General features: G+C 68.7%; 16 protein-coding genes and 1 pseudogene. 8 read left to right on the forward strand and 9 right to left on the reverse strand.

Features of this window, described 5'->3' with window-relative positions; genetic code table 11:
* Positions 1–2 precede the first annotated feature (2 nt).
* Entirely contained in the window at positions 3–1,118 is a 1,116-nt protein-coding gene (gene sfnG, locus FND50_RS30410; protein WP_144288160.1) for a dimethylsulfone monooxygenase SfnG, read from the reverse strand.
* 126 nt (positions 1,119–1,244) lie between these two features.
* Between sfnG and FND50_RS30415 the strand changes: the two genes are divergently transcribed.
* Positions 1,245–2,456: an SfnB family sulfur acquisition oxidoreductase gene (locus tag FND50_RS30415; protein WP_144288161.1), complete on the forward strand. Its 1,212-nt coding sequence runs from the start codon at positions 1,245–1,247 to the stop codon at positions 2,454–2,456.
* A gap of 58 nt (positions 2,457–2,514) precedes the next feature.
* On the opposite strand, the gene FND50_RS30420 is transcribed toward FND50_RS30415, so the two are convergent.
* Entirely contained in the window at positions 2,515–3,987 is a 1,473-nt protein-coding gene (locus tag FND50_RS30420; protein WP_144288162.1) for a DUF4185 domain-containing protein, read from the reverse strand.
* Positions 3,988–4,470: 483 nt separating this feature from the next.
* Here FND50_RS30420 and FND50_RS30425 point away from each other — a divergent pair, with 483 nt between their 5' ends.
* From FND50_RS30425 to FND50_RS30435, 3 genes are read left to right on the forward strand one after another with little or no spacing between them, the layout of a single operon-like run.
* Positions 4,471–5,469, forward strand: coding sequence for a ScbA/BarX family gamma-butyrolactone biosynthesis protein (locus tag FND50_RS30425; RefSeq protein WP_144288163.1), 999 nt, complete (start codon positions 4,471–4,473; stop codon positions 5,467–5,469).
* Entirely contained in the window at positions 5,466–6,131 is a 666-nt protein-coding gene (locus tag FND50_RS30430) for an HAD family phosphatase (protein ID WP_144288164.1), read from the forward strand. The genes FND50_RS30425 and FND50_RS30430 overlap by 4 nt, the downstream gene beginning before the upstream one ends.
* Before the next feature lie 25 nt (positions 6,132–6,156).
* Positions 6,157–7,389, forward strand: a complete 1,233-nt coding sequence (locus FND50_RS30435; RefSeq protein ID WP_260850761.1) for a cytochrome P450 — start codon at positions 6,157–6,159, stop codon at positions 7,387–7,389.
* Here FND50_RS30435 and FND50_RS30440 read toward each other — a convergent pair.
* The 3 genes from FND50_RS30440 to FND50_RS30445 are packed head-to-tail and all read right to left on the reverse strand — an operon-like array spanning position 7,372 to position 10,503.
* The gene (locus FND50_RS30440) at positions 7,372–8,931 is read right to left on the reverse strand and encodes an FAD-dependent oxidoreductase (protein ID WP_144288165.1); all 1,560 of its coding nucleotides are present in this window, start codon (positions 8,929–8,931) and stop codon (positions 7,372–7,374) included. The two genes, FND50_RS30435 and FND50_RS30440, sit on opposite strands and share 18 nt — an antisense overlap.
* Positions 8,928–9,146 (reverse strand): hypothetical protein, encoded by a 219-nt coding sequence (locus tag FND50_RS37240; RefSeq protein WP_260850762.1) that lies wholly within the window; start codon positions 9,144–9,146, stop codon positions 8,928–8,930. The genes FND50_RS30440 and FND50_RS37240 overlap by 4 nt, the downstream gene beginning before the upstream one ends.
* On the reverse strand, positions 9,103–10,503 hold the full coding sequence (locus FND50_RS30445) for an MFS transporter (protein WP_260850763.1): 1,401 nt from the start codon (positions 10,501–10,503) through the stop codon (positions 9,103–9,105). Before FND50_RS30445 ends, FND50_RS37240 begins: the two co-directional genes overlap by 44 nt.
* A gap of 135 nt (positions 10,504–10,638) precedes the next feature.
* Here FND50_RS30445 and FND50_RS30450 point away from each other — a divergent pair, with 135 nt between their 5' ends.
* A complete protein-coding gene (locus tag FND50_RS30450; RefSeq protein ID WP_144288166.1) occupies positions 10,639–10,953 on the forward strand; it encodes a helix-turn-helix transcriptional regulator in 315 nt (104 codons plus the stop codon).
* A gap of 81 nt (positions 10,954–11,034) precedes the next feature.
* Complete coding sequence (locus tag FND50_RS30455; protein WP_144288167.1) at positions 11,035–12,099, forward strand: GAF domain-containing protein; 1,065 nt, start codon at positions 11,035–11,037, stop codon at positions 12,097–12,099.
* On the opposite strand, the gene FND50_RS30460 is transcribed toward FND50_RS30455, so the two are convergent.
* From FND50_RS30460 to FND50_RS30470, 3 genes and pseudogenes are all read right to left on the reverse strand, one after another.
* Positions 12,022–13,098, reverse strand: coding sequence for a VIT1/CCC1 family protein (locus FND50_RS30460; RefSeq protein ID WP_144288168.1), 1,077 nt, complete (start codon positions 13,096–13,098; stop codon positions 12,022–12,024). The two genes, FND50_RS30455 and FND50_RS30460, sit on opposite strands and share 78 nt — an antisense overlap.
* 67 nt (positions 13,099–13,165) lie before the next feature.
* Positions 13,166–13,834, reverse strand: a complete 669-nt coding sequence (locus tag FND50_RS30465) for a vancomycin high temperature exclusion protein (protein ID WP_144288169.1) — start codon at positions 13,832–13,834, stop codon at positions 13,166–13,168.
* 20 nt (positions 13,835–13,854) lie between these two features.
* Positions 13,855–14,888, reverse strand: a pseudogene (locus tag FND50_RS30470) (ABC transporter permease).
* A gap of 94 nt (positions 14,889–14,982) precedes the next feature.
* Here FND50_RS30470 and FND50_RS30475 point away from each other — a divergent pair.
* Positions 14,983–15,582 carry a TetR/AcrR family transcriptional regulator gene (locus FND50_RS30475; protein ID WP_144288170.1) on the forward strand — a complete coding sequence of 200 codons (600 nt, stop codon included), beginning with the start codon at positions 14,983–14,985 and terminating at the stop codon, positions 15,580–15,582.
* 86 nt (positions 15,583–15,668) lie between these two features.
* Positions 15,669–15,977, forward strand: coding sequence for a hypothetical protein (locus FND50_RS30480; RefSeq protein WP_005258859.1), 309 nt, complete (start codon positions 15,669–15,671; stop codon positions 15,975–15,977).
* Positions 15,978–15,983: 6 nt separating this feature from the next.
* Here the strand turns inward: FND50_RS30480 and FND50_RS30485 are convergent, their stop codons facing one another.
* Complete coding sequence (locus tag FND50_RS30485; RefSeq protein ID WP_144288171.1) at positions 15,984–17,396, reverse strand: FUSC family protein; 1,413 nt, start codon at positions 17,394–17,396, stop codon at positions 15,984–15,986.
* Between the last annotated feature and the right edge of the window lie 8 nt (positions 17,397–17,404).

A 17,404-nucleotide genomic window follows, 5' to 3' on the forward strand; every position in this document is an offset into this window, starting at 1 on the left:
CGCTAACCGCTCACGGGCGCGAGCCTCTCGGAAGCCTCGAGTTCGCGGACCAGCGGCAGGACGTTGGTGCCGAAGTACTCGATCTCCTCCTGGAAGTGCAGGAAGCCGCCCAGGATGAGGTCGACTCCGCGGCGGCGGTATTCGACGATGCGCTCGGCGATCTGCTCCGGCGTCCCGATCAGCTGGGAGCGGAATCCGTCGTTGTACTGGACGAGATCCTCGAACGTGGAGTCGGCCCACATCCCCGACTTGTCGGCGGTGGACGCGCCGGCCTGCTGGACGGCGGACCTGAATCCCTCGACCGCGGGCTTGTTCGCCTTCTCGATGATTTCACGGAGGGTGTCACGTGCTTCCTTCTCGGTGTCGCGGGCGATGATGAATCCGTTGAGCCCGAACTTCACTTCCCGGTTGTGCTCGCGGGCCACCTGTCGCACGTCGACGATCTGCTCGGTGACGCCGTCGTAGTCCTTGCCGTTGCTGAAGTACCAGTCGGAGTACCGGCCCGCGTTCTGCCGTGCGGCGGCGGAGTTGCCACCCTGGAACAGTTCGGGGTTCGGACGGTCGGGCGTGTTCAGCGGCTTCGGCTCGAGGGTGAAGTCGTGGATGCGGTAGAAGTCGCCACGGAAGTCGACGTCGTCCTCGGTCCAGATCTTGCGGAGCACCTGCAGGAACTCGGCGCTGCGCCGATACCGCTCGTCGTGCTCGAGCCACGGCTCCCCGAGGTGGGTGAACTCGTCCTTGAACCAGCCGCTCACGACGTTGACGGCGAACCGGCCGTTCGACAGGTGGTCGGCGGTGGCCCCCAGCTTCGCCAGGACCGCGGGCTGCCACAGACCCGGGTGGACGGCAGCGATGACCTTCAACCGTTCGGTGGCCAGCAGCAGTGCGAGGCTGAAGCTGGTCGACTCGTGCTGGAACTCGGCCCCGTAGCTGGCCTCGTACCGGACCTGGCTGAGCGCGTACTCGAAACCGTTGTTCTCGGCGGTCTGGGCGAGCTTCTTGTTGTACTCGTAATCCCAGCTGGTCCGCTGTTCGATGTCGGACGTGACGAGCCCGCCACTGACGTTGGGCACCCAGTAGGCGAACTTGATCTGCTCAGCGATGCGTTCGGTTGACATACCCAGCATGCAACCCGCCCGTGCAGCCCACGCCCACCCTTCCAATCACTGCGCGCACAACCCTTCACCCGGCTCGCGGGTCCGTGTGAGGTTCGACGCCATGACCGCCGTACCGGGAGATCAGGCATGACCGCCGTCCAGAACGCCCACCGCATCAGTGACGAGGCCGAAGCCCTCGCCGTCGCCGCCGATCTCGCGGCACAATTCGCCGAGGCGGCGGCAGCTCGCGATGCCGGTCGGCAACTTCCCTACGAACAGGTAGGCGCTCTCGCCGCGTCCGGACTGCTCGCACTCGGTGTTCCCCGCGAGCACGGTGGCGTCGACGCGCGGACCGAAACCCTCGCCGAAGTCTTCCGTCTCCTGGCCGAGGGCGATCCGAGCATCGCGCAGATCCCGCACAGCCACTACACGTTCCTCGAGGTGCTGCGTCACCAGGGCACGCCGGCGCAGCAGGAATTCTTCTATTCCGAGGTGCTCGCGGGGCGCCGGTTCGCCAACGCCCAGAGCGAGCGCGGAACGAAGACGATCGACATCGACGCCACGACGCTCACCGAGCAGGGTGGTGACTTCGTCGTCGACGGTCGCAAGTTCTACAGCACGGGCGCACTGTTCGCCGACTGGATCGCGGTCCGGGCCACCCTTCCGGGGACGACGACGCCGGAAGGGAAACCCGCCAAGGCCGTCGCCTACCTGCCGAGCACCGCTGCCGGGCTGTCGATCGTCGACGACTGGGACGGCATGGGGCAGAAGACAACGGCGAGCGGAACCGTCACGCTGGACGCAGTCCGGGTGCCCGCGTTCCACGTCGTGCCGTTCTCTCCCATCTTCGACGCACCCACCACGTACGGGTCGCAGGCCCAGATCCTGCACGCCGCGATCGACGCCGGGATCGCCGCGGCAGCCCTGCACGAGGGCGTGCGATCTGCACGTCAGGCAAGGCCCTATTTCGAGGCGGGCGTCACCGACGCCGTCGACGATCCCCTGCTGATCCAACTGGCCGGTGAGGCGTCGGTCAGCGTCCGGTCCGCGACGGCACTCCTCCGGGAGGGTGCGCGCAGCATCGACGCAGCCCGGCGCGACCTGAACGAGCAGGCTGCCGCGGTCGCCTCGATCGACGCCGCCGCAGCCAAGGTCGCCGCCGCCCGTGCGTCACTCGAGGCGTCGAGCGTGCTGTTCGAACTGGGCGGCACCCGCTGTGCGTCGGAAACGTCCAATCTGTCCCGGTACTGGCGCGATGCCCGCACCCACACCCTGCACGACCCCACTCGGTGGAAGATCCAGCACATCGGCCGGTGGACACTGTCGGGCACCGTCCCGCCCCGTCACGGCCTGCTGTAGGCCCTCCGGGCCTGTGCGCCTTTCTGGTTGCGGGAGCTACCAAAAAGGCGCACGGGCGCTAGCCGCCTAAATCCGCCTTCATGAGGAAGACGTTGTAGTCGGACCACGTCGACATGGTGAAGTACAGATCGTCGCCGCTCGACCACGGGTGGATGAAGCCGCCGTACAGCTCCGGGTACTCGACGGCGCTGACCATCGGCGCCCCGTCGGACCAGACGCCCTGCGGCGAGTCGGACTCGCGGAGAACGATGGCCGCCTTGGACGTGTCGAGGTACGCCATCTGCCACTTGCCGGTGGCCTCCTCGTAGCGCACGGACAGTTCGGCGGCAGGGGCGTCCACGATCGGCGTCGCCTCCGTGTAGCCACCGACGGGCGTCCAGTTGCCGTTCTGCCAGTACTGGTACGCGGACGTGTTCAGCACATCGGCGGCGGGGACGCGGGCCAGGCCGATGGCGCCGAGCCTCGTGTTGGGGGTGCCGAACATGTACACGAAGTCGCCGGCCGGGACCATCGACGCGACCTGGAACTTGGTGACCCCGAAGATGTTGTCCCACTTCGCGTACGGGTCCTTGGTCCACGTCGATCCACCGTCGTCCGAGTAGGCGATGCCGCCGTAGTTCGTCCACCACGTGGCGGGGATGCTGTTCCAGGTGCGGATCGACATGTAGCTCATGTACTGCCGGTTCCCGACGGCGAAACCCGAGGTCGGGATAGTGGTGATCTCGATGTTGTCGAGCTTGCGGCTGTCGAGCAGTTCCGCCGCGTGGCACCGGCTGTCCTGGACCATGCTGTCGAGGCTCATGCCGTCGGACAGGTTGCGGTCGGAGCTGAACCCGAGGACGTTGCTGCGCCAGTCGCCGCCCTGGCCACCGGGCGGCTGGAATCCCTTGCCGACCGTGTCACCGAACGCGACGGCGATCTGGTCGGGGGCGCTCTCCCACATGATGCCGAGGTCGGTGCCGTTGACCTGGTAGCGCTTGTCGGTGCGGCTGACCGAACCGGACCCGGTCACCTTGGCCACGCGGGTCACGTCGCCGATCTTCGGGGTTGCCGGGGCCGCGCTGCGCGGCGCCTCCTCGGTCGCGGGGTGCACGAGGGGCGGCGGCGGGGGCAACCGGATGTCGGCGCCCGGGACTGGAATACCGAAGTGGAAGGGTGTGAACTTCACGCTGACGTCCGGGATGTTCAGCACGCTCGACAGGTTTCCCGGGGCCTGGTCGGTATCGTCCGTGAGGTCGGGGCACGGATCGGTGCACGTGTCGGCGGGCAGCGCCTGCGAGACGCGGACGGGCTCCGTGACGGGAGCGGGATACGGCACCGTCGTGATCTTCGGGTACGGGATCGGGATCTCGAGCTTCTCCGGTATCAGCGAGTGCGTCTCGTTCGACACCTCGCTGGCGCAGGGACCGCTGCCGGGTATGCCGTTGGATACCGGTTCGGGTTCCGCGACGGCAGCGTTCTGGTTCGAATAGGCGATCATGCCCGAGCCGATCGCCACTGCCGCGACCGACGCGACCCACCTCTTCGACATCCCCGACCCCTCCATCAACTCCGGCCACTCCCGGCGAGGGGAACATAGCATCGGCCTTCTACGCTCGCCGGTTACCACACGCCATACCTGGCGGTAACATTTCCGTCCCGATCCGGAACCGGGGCTGTGACTCCTGCCACGCGACAGCGGAGTTACTCGTACGCGGAGTCACCGATACCGCAGGTCAACGACTTTCGACAGACGCGTTCGCCTGCCGAACATCGTCACGGGATCGGTGAACACCGGATTACATCTGTTGACGCTCCGGATCGCCCGGTATTCACTGATCGTGCGCATCCACCGGGATCGCCGGCCCGCGACGAGACCCCGAGCTCCTCGCCCTCTGCGCTGCGGGCTCGCCCGCGTTCTTCCGATCCAGCGCGAACCACCGTTCTGCACGGGTCCCGCATTCCACTGATCACCGCCGTCGTCGTCCGGCGGCGTCGACCCGTGCGAATTCCGCTGTCAACGAAAGGAATCGACATGACCGCCGTCCTGGAGCCGACCCTGTCCTATTCGTCGTCCATCCCCCGCGCGCACGTGCACCGCGCCGCGATCTGCGAGGTCTTCCTCACCGACATCATCTGCGAGAGCTACCCACAATTCCGTCTCGGCGTGCAGCTCCCCAGGGTCCACAGCTACTACAGCGATCACAATATCGTTGTACGACAGTATGATCCGCTGCTTCTGCTCGAAACGTTCCGGCAGGCGTCCATCCTGATCTCGCATCGGCACGTCGACGCTCCACTCGACGCCAAGTTCGTGTTCAACGCCGGAGCGCTCGAGGTCGTCGACCTCGACGCCGTGAGAGTGGGCCCCGCACCCGCCGCGGGGGTTCTGGATGCCACGATCACCGCCGACAAGAGGCGGGGCGCCGACATCGTCGGAACCACGCTCGCGATGACACTCGCGCTGGACGGGTCTGCCGCGGCCACCATGAGCATGACCATCCAGTGGATGCCCGGCGACGCGTGGGACCGCCTCCGGCAGAAGGGTCGAGCACCGCTGCAGCTCGATCCTGCCCGTCCGCATCCGTTGCACGAGCGGGTCGAGCCTCGGGAGGTGGCTCGACATTCGTTCGACAACGTGGTGCTGAGCCGGATCGGGGTCGACGGCGACACCGTGCGCAGCCAGGTGCTGGTCGATCAGGCCCACCCGGGCCTGTTCGATCACCCGCTCGACCACGTACCGGGCGCACTGATCTTCGAGGCGATGCGTCAGACCGCCCTCGTCGCCGCACACGAATTGTTCGGCCTGTCGCCACGAATGCTCGTGCTCGTGGGATGCGACGCCGTCTTCGAGAGCTTCGGTGAGCTGGAGTTGCCGACTGATTGCGCGGCCGTCGCGGAGGCGGAAATCTGCGCCCGCCAGGTCGTCCTGTCCGTCACTCTCGCGCAGGAGGGCCGGCAGATCGCACACGGCCGGGTCACCCTGCAACGAGTGAGCGCCTCGACCGCCGCCCTCGATCGGATCGTCCGATGACGACGCGGGACGACACCATGGTCTGGTTCGACTTCGGTGGTGTGCTCTCGCCCCCGCTCGCCGACCTCTTCACGGCGTACGAAACGAAGACGGGCATCGCCCCAGCAGCCCTGCAGGCGGCGATGCGGGCCGTCGGCGACGACCTCGGGGCGCCTCCTCTCGCCCCGATCGAATTGGCCCAGATCACCGAGCGTGATTGGGGTACGAGGCTGAGGGAGCACCTCGCCACCGCCGACCCCGGCCTGGACCTCACCCGGGCGCGGCTGGAGACGTTCGGCGAGCAGTGGTTCGACGGGATCACCGTCAACACGGCGATGGCCGCGGCGCTGCGCGGCCTGAAGGCTCACGGTCTGCGCGTCGGGGTCCTGTCGAACAACGTAGTCGAGTGGGAGCGATTCTGGAGACCGATCATCGAACCCGCCGGCCCGCTCGATGCTCTCGTCGACTCGTGCCTGGTCGGCGCGCGCAAACCGGACCCCCAGATCTTCGCGATCGCGGAGAAGACGGCGGGCGTCGACGCCGGCCAGTGCATCCTGATCGACGACCTCGAGCAGAACGTGCTTGCGGCACGCAAGAGCGGTTGGCGTGCCGTCCATTTCCGCACCAACGCCCAGGCGTCGAGTGAACTGTCCCGGCTGACCGGCGTCGCCGCCGTCCTGTGAATCCCACCAACAGAAGGAGTACGACGTGACGACCCAGATTTCGACACTCGCTCCACCCAGCCGTCGGCGCGGTGTCGCGGTGTCCATCGGCGACATTCCCCACCTCGACCCACCGGTCGCGTACACGGCGGTGACCGCGGAGGGGCCCACCGGACTACCGGAGATCACCCTGCCGAGCGGGCACACCGCCCTGCACGTCACACGATATGACGACGTCCTGAAGGTGCTGACGGATCCGACCTTCGGCCGGAAGGACACCAACGTCGAAGGCGGACCGAGTTTTCAGCCCACCACGATGCCCCCGGACCTTCTGCTGAATCTGGACACCCCGGATCACGCGCGGATGAAGAGTTTCGTCAACGCCGACTACAGTCCCGCCGGCGTCGAGAAGCTGAAGGATTCGGTCCATCGCATCCTCGACCGACGGATCGCGTTGCTGCGCAGTGAGGAAACCCCCGACCTGTTCGCCACGGTGCTCGACCGCGTGCCGGTCGAGGTGAATGCCGGCTTCCTCGGGATACCGGAATCGGACATCGACTACTTCCGCCCGTCGTCGCGGGTGGTGCAGTTGTCGCATGACACGGACATTCCCGGCCTGTTGGAGAACTTCTGGCTCGTCTACCACTACGTGACCGATCTCGTGCACGGGACGCGGCCCGTCGAACCGGGCGGGCTGATCGACCGCTTCCTCGCGGCGCGGGACGAGGCGGAACCGCCGCTGAGCGACGACGAACTCGTCGCGATCCTGCTCGGCTCCGTGCTCGGCGCCGACCAGAACGTGCTGTCCGTGCTCGCGAAGGCCGTGTACGTGCTGTTGCAGGCACCTTCGCTGTGGACGCTGATGGTGGAGGAACCGGCCGCTGCGCCGCAATTGGTCGAGGAACTGCTGCGGGTGCTTCCGCTGGGAAACATTTCGATGTTTCCCCGGATCGCCACCCGTGAAGTTCGGCTGCGGGACTCCGTGATCCCCGCGGGCGCCCTCGTCTACGCCGACGCGTTCGCCGCGAACCGGGACGCCGACACGTTTCCACACCCGGAACTCGTCGACCCGTTCCGGGACGGGAAACGCCATCTGCAGTTCGGGTACGGCATGCATCACTGCATGGGCGCGTCGCTGGCCCGGATGGAGATCACCACGACACTGGTCCGGCTGGCAGAGGAGTTCCCGACCCTCGTTCTCGCCACTGCACCGGCTGCGGTGCCGTGGGATTCGGGAGTGCTCCTTCGTCGTCCGACGTCCCTACCCGTCCGCTGGTAGGCGCTTCGCGCCCGTGCGCGGTTGACGAGTCCCTGCACTCGTCAACCGCGCACGGGCGGCGGAGCCGCCGAACGTCTCCGCGAGCCGGGTGACGAGTTCGCCGCCGTCTCCCAGCTCCCCCGACCAGGCCACTTCACCGTCCGGGCGCACGAGCACGGTGGTGGCCCCGAGGTTCCGCGCCCGAATCACCCGCACCCGTTCGGCCCAGAAGGGTTCGACGAGTGCCCGGACGGACTCCGATGCGTCCCCGCACAGGAGGAGGCCCCGGTTCCCCGCCGCGACGTGCAACCGGATCAGGTCGGAGACTCCGGTGTCCGTCTCGATCACGGTGTTCGCGGCGAAGTCGCCGCGCGCCGCGTCCTGGAGAGCGCTGGGCGCCGGCTGGCTCTGCACACTGATCGCCGAACCCAGCGCCCGGTTGCGGTCGCGATCCTCCAGCAGGACACCGAGTTCGTGTCGCAGGCGGTCCCCGTCGACGCCGATTCGCATACGTTCACGCTGATCCGCGACGTTGGCGATCACCCCGGCGGCACACGCGTGCCGCTCCCGCGAGTACACGTCCAACACCGACGGGTCGGCCTGTCCCCGCGCGACGAGGGCGAGGCGCCAGCCGAGGCCGATCGCATCGCCGATACCGAGGTTCAGACCCTGCCCGCCGAGCGGAAAGTGCACGTGCGCAGCGTCACCGACGAGAAGGACCCGGCCGAGCCGGTAGTCGTCGACCAGCCGCGAATAGTCGCTGAACCGGGACAACGACCGCGCGTTGCGGAACGGGACGGGACGGCCCGCGAATCTGTCGACCGTCACCTGCAGTTCCTCCGCAGTGAGGGGCCGGCGATGATCCTCGTGCGGACCACCGAGGTCGAACGTGATGATGCGACTGAAGCCGGTGTGATCGACGTTGAGGACGGTCCAGCCCCGTTCGGTGCGCACCCACCCCCTGGGGGCGTTCGCGGGGTCGTCGAGGACGGCGAAGCCCAGGAGTGCCGCGGCGGTCGGGGCAGTCTCCGTCGCCGTGAAACCGGCGCTGCGCCGCACGATGCTGCGGGCGCCGTCCGCGCCGACCACCCAGTCGGCCGTCACCACCCGGGTGCGTCCCTCGTGGGTGAAGGTCACCGTCGCCCCGCCGTCGTCCTGGTGGACCTCCGTGACCACCGCGGCCTTCAGCACCGGGGTGCCGAGGCCGATCAGCCGTGCGGTGAAGAGCCTTTCGAGATCGCTCTGCCCGATACCGGCGATGGCCGGTCCCTCGCCTGGTGGTGCCGTGATCTCCAGACCCCAGACCCCGGCGTAGTGAAAGGTGGTCGACGCCGCTTCGGCGTCGACGTCCGGCGCCGCGAAATACCCTCGACGAGTGAGCAGCTGAATACTGCGCGCGTGGATCGTCCCCGCCTTCGGAACGTCCGTGGTGTGCGGAGCCGCCTCGAGGACGAGGACGTCGATTCCGCCGCGCGCCAGCTCGAGTGCCGTCAGCGATCCCACCGGGCCGCCGCCGACCACCACGACCTGATGGTGCTGTCGCAGGTCGCCCGCCTCCGTCATCGCGCGCCCGCCCCGCGTCGCAACAGCACCGCGATGACACCCGACAATCCGGCGACGACAACCGCCAGAACGACCAGCGTCGTGTGGAACGCACTGTCGTAGGCATCGATCACGAGCGGCGCCACCTGGTCCCGGACGCCAGGTCCGGCCGCCGCCAGGGCCTGCTCGAGGTCACCGCTCGCGGCCCTGCCGATGACGTCCGCCGCATTGCCCACGCCGTCGACGCCGGCCAGCGCTTCCTCGCCCCTGCGGGTGACGAGACCGGTGAGCAGCGCCGCGTACACCGCGACCGCGATGGCCTCGCTGCCCAGTCGCATCGTGTTCACCACTCCCGCAGCCATACCCGCCTTCTCCTCGGGGACGAGGGCGAGCGCCTGACCGTCGACGAGACCGGCGGACAGTCCCATTCCGCAGCCCGCAAGGAGCAGCGGCACCGCGATGACCGCGACCACCGTGTCGGGGCCCGCCAGCAGAAGTCCCCAGGTCACCGGCGATCAACGCTCCCAGGCTGATCCAGATGACCACGAGCGGATTCACCCCGGCGCCGACGGCGCGGCCTGCGGCGAGCGGTCCCACCACGACCGGAATCGTGAGGAGCACGATCACCAGGCCCGCCTTCGCCGAAGACTGGCCGGCCACGAACTGGAGAAACGTCGGGAAGTAGGTGAGCAACGTGACGAAGCCGAACGACGCCGCCACCGGAACGAGGCACAGGGCCATGAACCGTGCGTGCGTGAGCAGTTCGAGGTCCAGCAGCGGAGCCGGACGTCGCGATTCGACGCGGGCGAACGCGACCAGCAGCGCGACCGCGAGGACGAAGGACGCCACGACCGCCGGGCTCCCCCAGCCCCAGGGTTCGCCCTGAACGATGCCGACCATCGCCGCGAGCAGACCCAGAACCAGGAGGACGGTGCCGAGGAGGTCGAACTTCGCGGCCGCGTCGCCCGCCGGTCGTCCCAGTCCGATCGCCGGGGTCGCCGCGAGCACCACGAGCAGCACGGCGGCCTGGACCGCGAAGATGGGTCGCCAGCCGGCGGTGTCGACGAGGAGCCCGGACAGCGTCGGTCCGAGCGCCACACCGATGCCCGCGGTCGTCCCGAACAGGGCGAACGCGCGCAATCGGGCGGGCCCGTCGAAGGCGGAGGACAGGATCGCTGCGCCGCACGAGAAGATGGCGGCGCCACCGAGACCGGCGACTCCGCGGGCGACGTCGAGGACCACGATGTTCGGGGCCAGCGTGCTGGCGACGCTCCCGACCGTGAACGTGGCGGCTCCGGCGGCGAACAGGCGGCCGCGGCCGAAACGGTCGGACAGGGACCCCCAGACCAGGGTGAAGCACGCGAACGACAGATTGAACGCGTTCACCACCCACTGCTGACCCGATGCGCCGCCGCCGATGTCGGAGGAGATGGCGGGCAGCGCCACCGCGGTTCCGGAGATCGACATCGGGACGACGAGAACGGCCAGCAGTACGGCGGCGAGAGTGAGGTTCCCGCGTCGCGGGTCGGACGGTGTTGCTTCGGGTGGTGACGTCGGTGTCGCGGCTTCCGACGTGCTCAGCTCCGAGGTCATGTCGATCCTTCCTGAAGAGTGCGGCCCCCGTGCACCAGAGGTTCGATACAATACGAACCATGCACCAGAGTTAGGTTCGATGCAAGACGAACCTTCACTCTCTGGTAGTCGACGACCCGAACCTGGAGGTGTGCCGTGCCCGACGCCGAGGGACATCCCGCGGTCGACGAGATCGAATTGGTCTCCGTCCTGGCCGCACTCGCCGATCCCCTGCGACTGGAGGTCGTGCAGAAGCTCATGGTCGAGGCGGACGGCGCGGAACGTCACTGCACGTCGTTCGGGCTGCCGGTGTCCAAATCGACCCGCAGCCACCACTTCAAGGTCCTGCGCGAAGCCGGGCTGATCACACAGGTCGACCGCGGCAATTCGCGGATGGCTCAGCTGCGCAGATCCGACATCGACTCCCGCTTCCCAGGACTCCTGGACGCCGTCGCGACCGCACCGGCCTGAACGCCGTCGCGGCGACCGTCTCGCCGAGCATCCGGATCACCGCCGTGCGATGATCGGGCGCCATGAGGGGGGGCAGTACCAGTGGAACAACGGGGAAGCGGCGACGGCTGGATTCTGGTCGAAATCCTGGGGGACGCACCGACGGTGATCGCCGAGGGCATCGAGCAACGGCAGTGCCGGCCACTCGGCAACGTCTACCGCGGCAGAATGCTGACGCTGGTGGCGGGCGCCATCGACACGGTGAAGTCGTCGGGACAACCGGTGCAGGTGACACTCGGCGAGCCGGTCGGCGATATCGATTTCGTCGTGGCGAAATCGGTACTCGGTCCGGGTGGGGACGTCCTCGCGGTGCAGATCTTCACCGGTCGTGCGGACTGTCCGGTGCCACCGCCGCACCGGGTAGCGGGATGGGAATGGAACCTGTCCGTGTCGGCGGGTCCGCGACGCACTCGATGGACCCGTGAGTTCCGGAATCTGTACGGAGTCGCGGACACCCGGCCGGAACACGGCTATTTCGGTCTCGCCGACCTGTATCGGAGGGTGCCGCGGATCTCCGACATCGCGGTGCTGATGGAACGCGTCGACAACGCGCGGGACGGCGAGTTCCTGTCCGGCGAACTCATCGCCCGCCACGACGACGGAACGCTGCGCCTCGTCCGGTTCGTGCGCCGCGCCGTCGAGACACCCGAGGGGGTGGTGCTGCGGGGCGTCGATCACGACGTCACGCACAAGACCGACGTCGGCGAACTGGCGATCCGGGTGATGGATTCGGACATCGCGTCGACCATGCACGCGGTCGCCGGGGTTCATGCGGCACTGGTCGATTCACAGCACGGGTACGCCATCAAATGGATCACGGCACCGCTGGCGGGTCTGTCTGCGGCGGCGGAGGGCGGGCAGATCGGGCTGCTGCACGGCGACGACCTCGCGGCGGTGCGGCAACGGATCCCGGCGCGTCTTCCCGGAGTCGCCCGCGTCGCCCTGTCGGACGGGTCCTGGTCCCGGCACACGGTGCGCACGTTTGCCGTCCCCGGCTACGGTTCCACACCCGTGGTGATGATGACGTTCTCAGGCGCCTGTCCCGAACAGCATGCCCAGCAGGTAGGTGGCGGCGGCTGCGCCGTACCCGATTGCCAGCTGGCGTAACGCGCGCTTTACCGGGGGTCCACCCGACAGCAACCCCACCACCAGACCGGTCCCGAGCAACGCGACGCCGACCAGCGCAGCAGCGACCACGAGCGCGGCGGTGCCTTCCATACCGAAGAGATACGGCAGCACCGGGATCACCGCACCGGACGCGAAGAAGCAGAAACTCGCGGCAGCCGCACCGAGCCCGGTGCCGATGGCCTCGTGCTCGTCGGCGTCCTCCGTACCCGAAACAGGCTCGGGCTGAACGGCTCTCCGCAGCACGTCGGCCGCACGTTTCTCGGCGTCCTCCGCGGGCATGCCCCGCGCCCGGTACACGAGTGCGAGTTCGTTCGCGTCGACGTCGAGGAGCGGCACCGCCTCACGGGCGCCCTGCCCCGGCGCCGATGCCTCGAGCAGTTCACGCTGCGACCGCACGGACACATACTCGCCCGCACCCATCGACAACGCGCCCGCGAGCAAACCGGCGAGACCGGTCAGCAGGACGATGTGATTGTCGACGCCGCTGCCACTGATGCCGAGCACGAGGGCGAGGTTGCTGACCAGGCCGTCGTTGGCACCGAACACGGCGGCACGAAACGTGCCGGACAGCCGATTTCGCCCGCGCGCCGCCAGCGCCCGCACCACCTCTTCGTGGATCCGCTCGTCCGCGCTCATGGCGTCGGTGGCGTCGACGTCGGTCGGGTACGGCGACCGGGTCTCCGCGCGCTGCGCGAGGGCGAGCACGAACACCGATCCGAACCGCCGGGCCAGCACACCGAGGATGCGTGTGCGGAGATCACCGCGCACGGGCTTGCCGACGTGTTCGCCGAGCAGCCCGCGCCAGTGCGCCTCGTGCCGCCCCTCGGCGTCGGCGAGTGCCAGCAGAATCTCGCGTTCCTCACCGGTCCGGCGTTTGGCGAGGTCGCGGTAGACGGCCGCCTCGGCGCGTTCGTCGGCGAGGTAGCGACGCCATTTCCGGATTTCACGCGGACCGGGATCCGGTCGTGCACCAACCATCGTCAGCCTCCCGATCGTCGACGGGAGAAGCGTACCGACCAGCCACTCCCCGCGCGGCGGTTCGAGGTCAGCCCTCGGCGGCGAGCGCCTTCCCGAGTGAGTCTTCAGGTTCGGAGACCACCACAGGATCGCGCCCGGACAGCAGGTCGAGGACGGCCTTCGGCCGGGCCAGCGATTCGCGCACGGTGTTCCTGGCCATCGTGATCGGGCGGCATTCGCATCCGGCGTTGACACCGGCGACGTCGATCCCGGCACCGCGGCACAGCGCGACCGCGCGGGGAACGTGGAAACCCTGCGTGACGATCAGAGCTTTGGTCACACCGTACGTCTGGACGGCGCGAGCGCACGTGTCGTAGGTGTCGAGCCCGTAGCGATCGCCGACGATCTTGCTGGGGTCGATGCCCCTCTCGACCAGGTAGTCCGTCATCGCCGCGATCTCGTCGCCGGATCTGCCCGCGCCGTCGCCGGAGACGAGGACCGCCCGAGCGCGGCCGTCCTGCACGAGACGGACGGCGACGTCGAGGCGTCCGGCCAGGTACTCCCGGGGTTTGCCGTCGCGCACCTGCGCACCGAGGACGATGACCACCGGTGCTTCGGGTGCGTCGTCGACGTCGTAGACGTGGCCGGAGGCCTCGCGCGATATCCACACCGTCGAGGCCGCGACCACGAGGACCGCGAGCGCGCCGAGGCCCGCGCCGATGCCGACCAGTCGGCGGACGATCCGTCGTTCCCCCATGCCGCCATCAAACCACAGCCTCAGGCGACGGCCGGTTCTTCCCCGGCGCGCCGCTCACGCAGTCCGGATACCAGGCACAGGCCGAGCGCGAACAGAATCCAGCAGGTCAGCACGAGCACTGCCGCACCGGCTCCGTGTCCGTCGAAGAACGCCGTCGACCGCACCATGGTTCCCGCCGCTCCGGGTGGCAGCAGCTGACCGAATGCGCCCCACCCCGACGGCAGCCACGCCGCGGACGTCGCCAGGCCGGACAGCGGATTGGCGAAGAAGATCATCGTCACCGCGCCGAGCGCGAACCCGCTGTGCCCAGCACTGATTCGAGCCCGAGAACGGTCAGCGAGATGGCGGCGATGCCGAGCACGACGGCGCCGGTGGTCGTCCAGTAGTCGCCGTCGACGCTTCCGAGACCGAACTGCAGGATTGCCGTCAGCACCACCCCGGCGCTCACGGCGAACAGCACCGCCCCGGCCACCCGCCGACCGACACTGCGCGGAAACAGCCGCACGAGCGCGAGCGCGGGGATCATGCCGCCGAAGACCAGGGGAAGCGCCAAGGCGCCGAGACCGACGCCGGCGGGGTCGTCGGCCGTCAGCGGAACGACGTCCTCGACCGGAACGGTGTGTCCCGCAGTCTTGCTCATGCCCGCCGCGATACCGTTCATCGTCTGCGCGATGGGTGCCCCGCCGGCGCCCGCGGACAGGACCTTCATGCCGTCCGGTGTCGCGACGATTCCGCCGACCACCTCCCGGTGTTCGATCGCCGTCCGGACCGCACCGGCGTCGGGAAAGCGCTCGGTGACGAACGCGCCGGGGTGCCCCGCAGCGAGCGCGGAGTCGATCCGGGTGACGGCTGCGTCGGGTCCGGCGACGCCCAGCCGGAGGTCGTGCGGGCCGCTGTTGACGGCGGGCAACGCGAACGCCAGCAGCATCAGCGCGATCACCGCGGTGAGTCCCAGCACCACAGCGGCCAATTTCACGGGATCGGACGGACCGTGTGCCGACCGCGCGGTCGGCTTCGTGCGCGCCGCGAGTGTCCCGGTATCCGAAGTGCTCATCGGACTCCCCTTCCACTAAGTGGAGGAAATCCCTCCGTTACTTGTGGATAATATTCCTCCGGTTATGCTGGGTTGTCAACGGAAGAGGTGGAACGTGCGGGCAGACGCGCTGGAACGACGCAGCACGCTGATCAAGGCTGCCCGCGCGGTGTTCGCCGACCGCGGGCACGACGCACCGCTCGACGCCATCGCCGCGAAGGCCGGCGTCGGGATCGCCACCCTCTACCGGAATTTTCCGAGTCGGGACGAACTCGCCCATGCCGTTGCCCGGACGACGCTCGCCGAAGTCCGCGAACTCGCTGTCCGGGGACTGGACGAATGCTCGGACGACCCGGAGGGAGCGTGGCGGCGGTTCGTCGACGCCGTGGTCGAACTGCGCATGGGAGCATTGGTTCCCGCGCTGGTCAACAGCCTCGACGAGCTGCCACCCGACGTCCGCGAGTCGAGGGAGCTCACGAAGTCGACGGTCACCGACTTCATTCGCCGGCTCCAGGACGGCGGGCTGGTCCGCGAGGACGTCGTGCCGCTCGAGATCATCATGGGGATCGCCATGCTCACCCGGCCCCACGTGCTGATGTTCGACGGCGCGACGGCCAATCTCGTTCCGCGGCTGATCACGGTGTTCCTCGCCGGGTTGCGCCCGGACGGGGCTCCGCTGCCGCCGCCGATCCTCCCGGATACCGCTGTACTGTGACGAGAATGCAGCCAGGGGGGCCTCTGCCACAGCCATGTAATCACCCGCGTGCGGGTGACGATCAGCCGCCGCTGAACGGCTGGGACGTGGCGGTGTCGGCGGCCGCGCTCGTCGTCGCGGTTGCCGTCGCCAGCATCTCCGCGGTCGCGGGGCTGTTCTGGCTGCTGTTCCTGGACTACTGCCCGCCCGAGACGTGCAGCGCCGAGAACGCGTGGATCGCGGTGTGTGTGGCGCTCGCGGTCGCCGCACTCGCGACCGTGATCGGCGGCCTGGTCACGATCGCACGCATCGCGCGGCGCACGATCGCGTGGCCGGTGGCGTGCGGAACCCTGATCCTCTGCGCGGGCGCGTGCGCCATCGGATTCGCCGGTTACGTCTCCGCGACGGGGATCTGAGCAGCCTCAGTCCACGTGGTGGTGGTCGGTCCGGCTGATCGCGACAGCCGAGACGATCACCCCGACCACCACACCGATGAGCGTGTCGACGATGCGGCTCACCGCGATGTCCGGGGCGACCGCCGAGCCGAGGCCCGTGAGCAGCAGAGCCATGGGTGTGATGGCGACGGACGCGAACGCGTAGTTCTTGATGACCACCAGTTCGGTCACGGTCTGCAGCACCACGATGACCACGACGGTCTGCCAGTACCCCATCGCTGCGGCGATCAGCCCGGCGGCGAGGACGGCGCCTGCCACGTTTCCGACGAGGCGTTGAATTCCCCGCTGCACGGTCTGACTGAAGTTGAAACCCTGCATCGCGGCCATCGCACCCATCGACGCCCACAGCGGGTGCTCCAATCCCAGTGCCACACAGATCCATCCGGCCAGCGCGGCCGCAGCGGCGATACGGGCCGCGTTGACGATCCCCTCTCGCGACCGCGACGCCTGGAGACCGTCCGCGAAGAAGCCGCCTGGCTTCGGGAGTACCGCGATCTCGGCTCCGAACGCCGAAAGGTCGCTGCGGCGCTTCACCTTACGCAGTTCGGACTCGTGATCGACGAGCGCGCGCAGGGTGTCGCGGTCACGTTCGTGCGCCCACCGATCGACGACCGTGTCCGCTTCGGCGAGAAGCGCGAACAATTGGTGGGAGTGCCCGTCCCGGCCCCGCCCGCTGTGTGCGATCACGTCACGCGCGTTGTCGATGGCCTTGCGTGCGGCCGCGATCGCGGAGACGTCGTGTGCATGCTCCAGTTCCGCGGTCGCGGCGAGTGCCCGCGCCACCGCCAGCCGGGCGGGACCGAGGGGAACGAACAGGCAGGGCGTCATGGCGGCGAGCCAGCCCACGACGACACCGATCGCCACGGCCACGACGGCCGGTCCGAGATCGGAGAGCCGGGTCGCGTACCCGACCGCCGCGGTCGCCGCGAAGACCAGGATGACCGGTCCGGGACCGGCGATGCGGAACGCCGCCAGCAGCCACGCGGCGACCCCCGACGCCACGGACATGACCGCTATCTGCAGCCAGAGTGACAGTCCCGCTGCACCGAGGAGCGCTCCGCCGGCGACGAAGGCGATGAGCGCGACACCGACGAGACCCGCCTTGCGGGCGAGCCGCGGGTACGGCTCGTATCGGCCGAACGCGGCGGTCAGCGCACCGAGTGCCGCGAAACCCGCGAGGTTGCCGTGCCCGAGCAGGCCACCGATGACCAGCACCAGGGCCGTCGCCGCACCCACCCGCAGTGCAGGAGCGATGGTGGCATCGGCGTTCCGGACCTCGAACGCACGACGCCACGTCGACGGCGCCACCGAATAGGCCAAAGCCCCACGGGAGTGATGGAGCCGGCTGAGGTCGGGTGCGTATCGAGGGGAAGCCTGCATGACCTCAG

The organism is Rhodococcus sp. WB9 (assembly GCF_007558985.1).
Taxonomy (GTDB): domain Bacteria; phylum Actinomycetota; class Actinomycetes; order Mycobacteriales; family Mycobacteriaceae; genus Rhodococcus_F; species Rhodococcus_F opacus.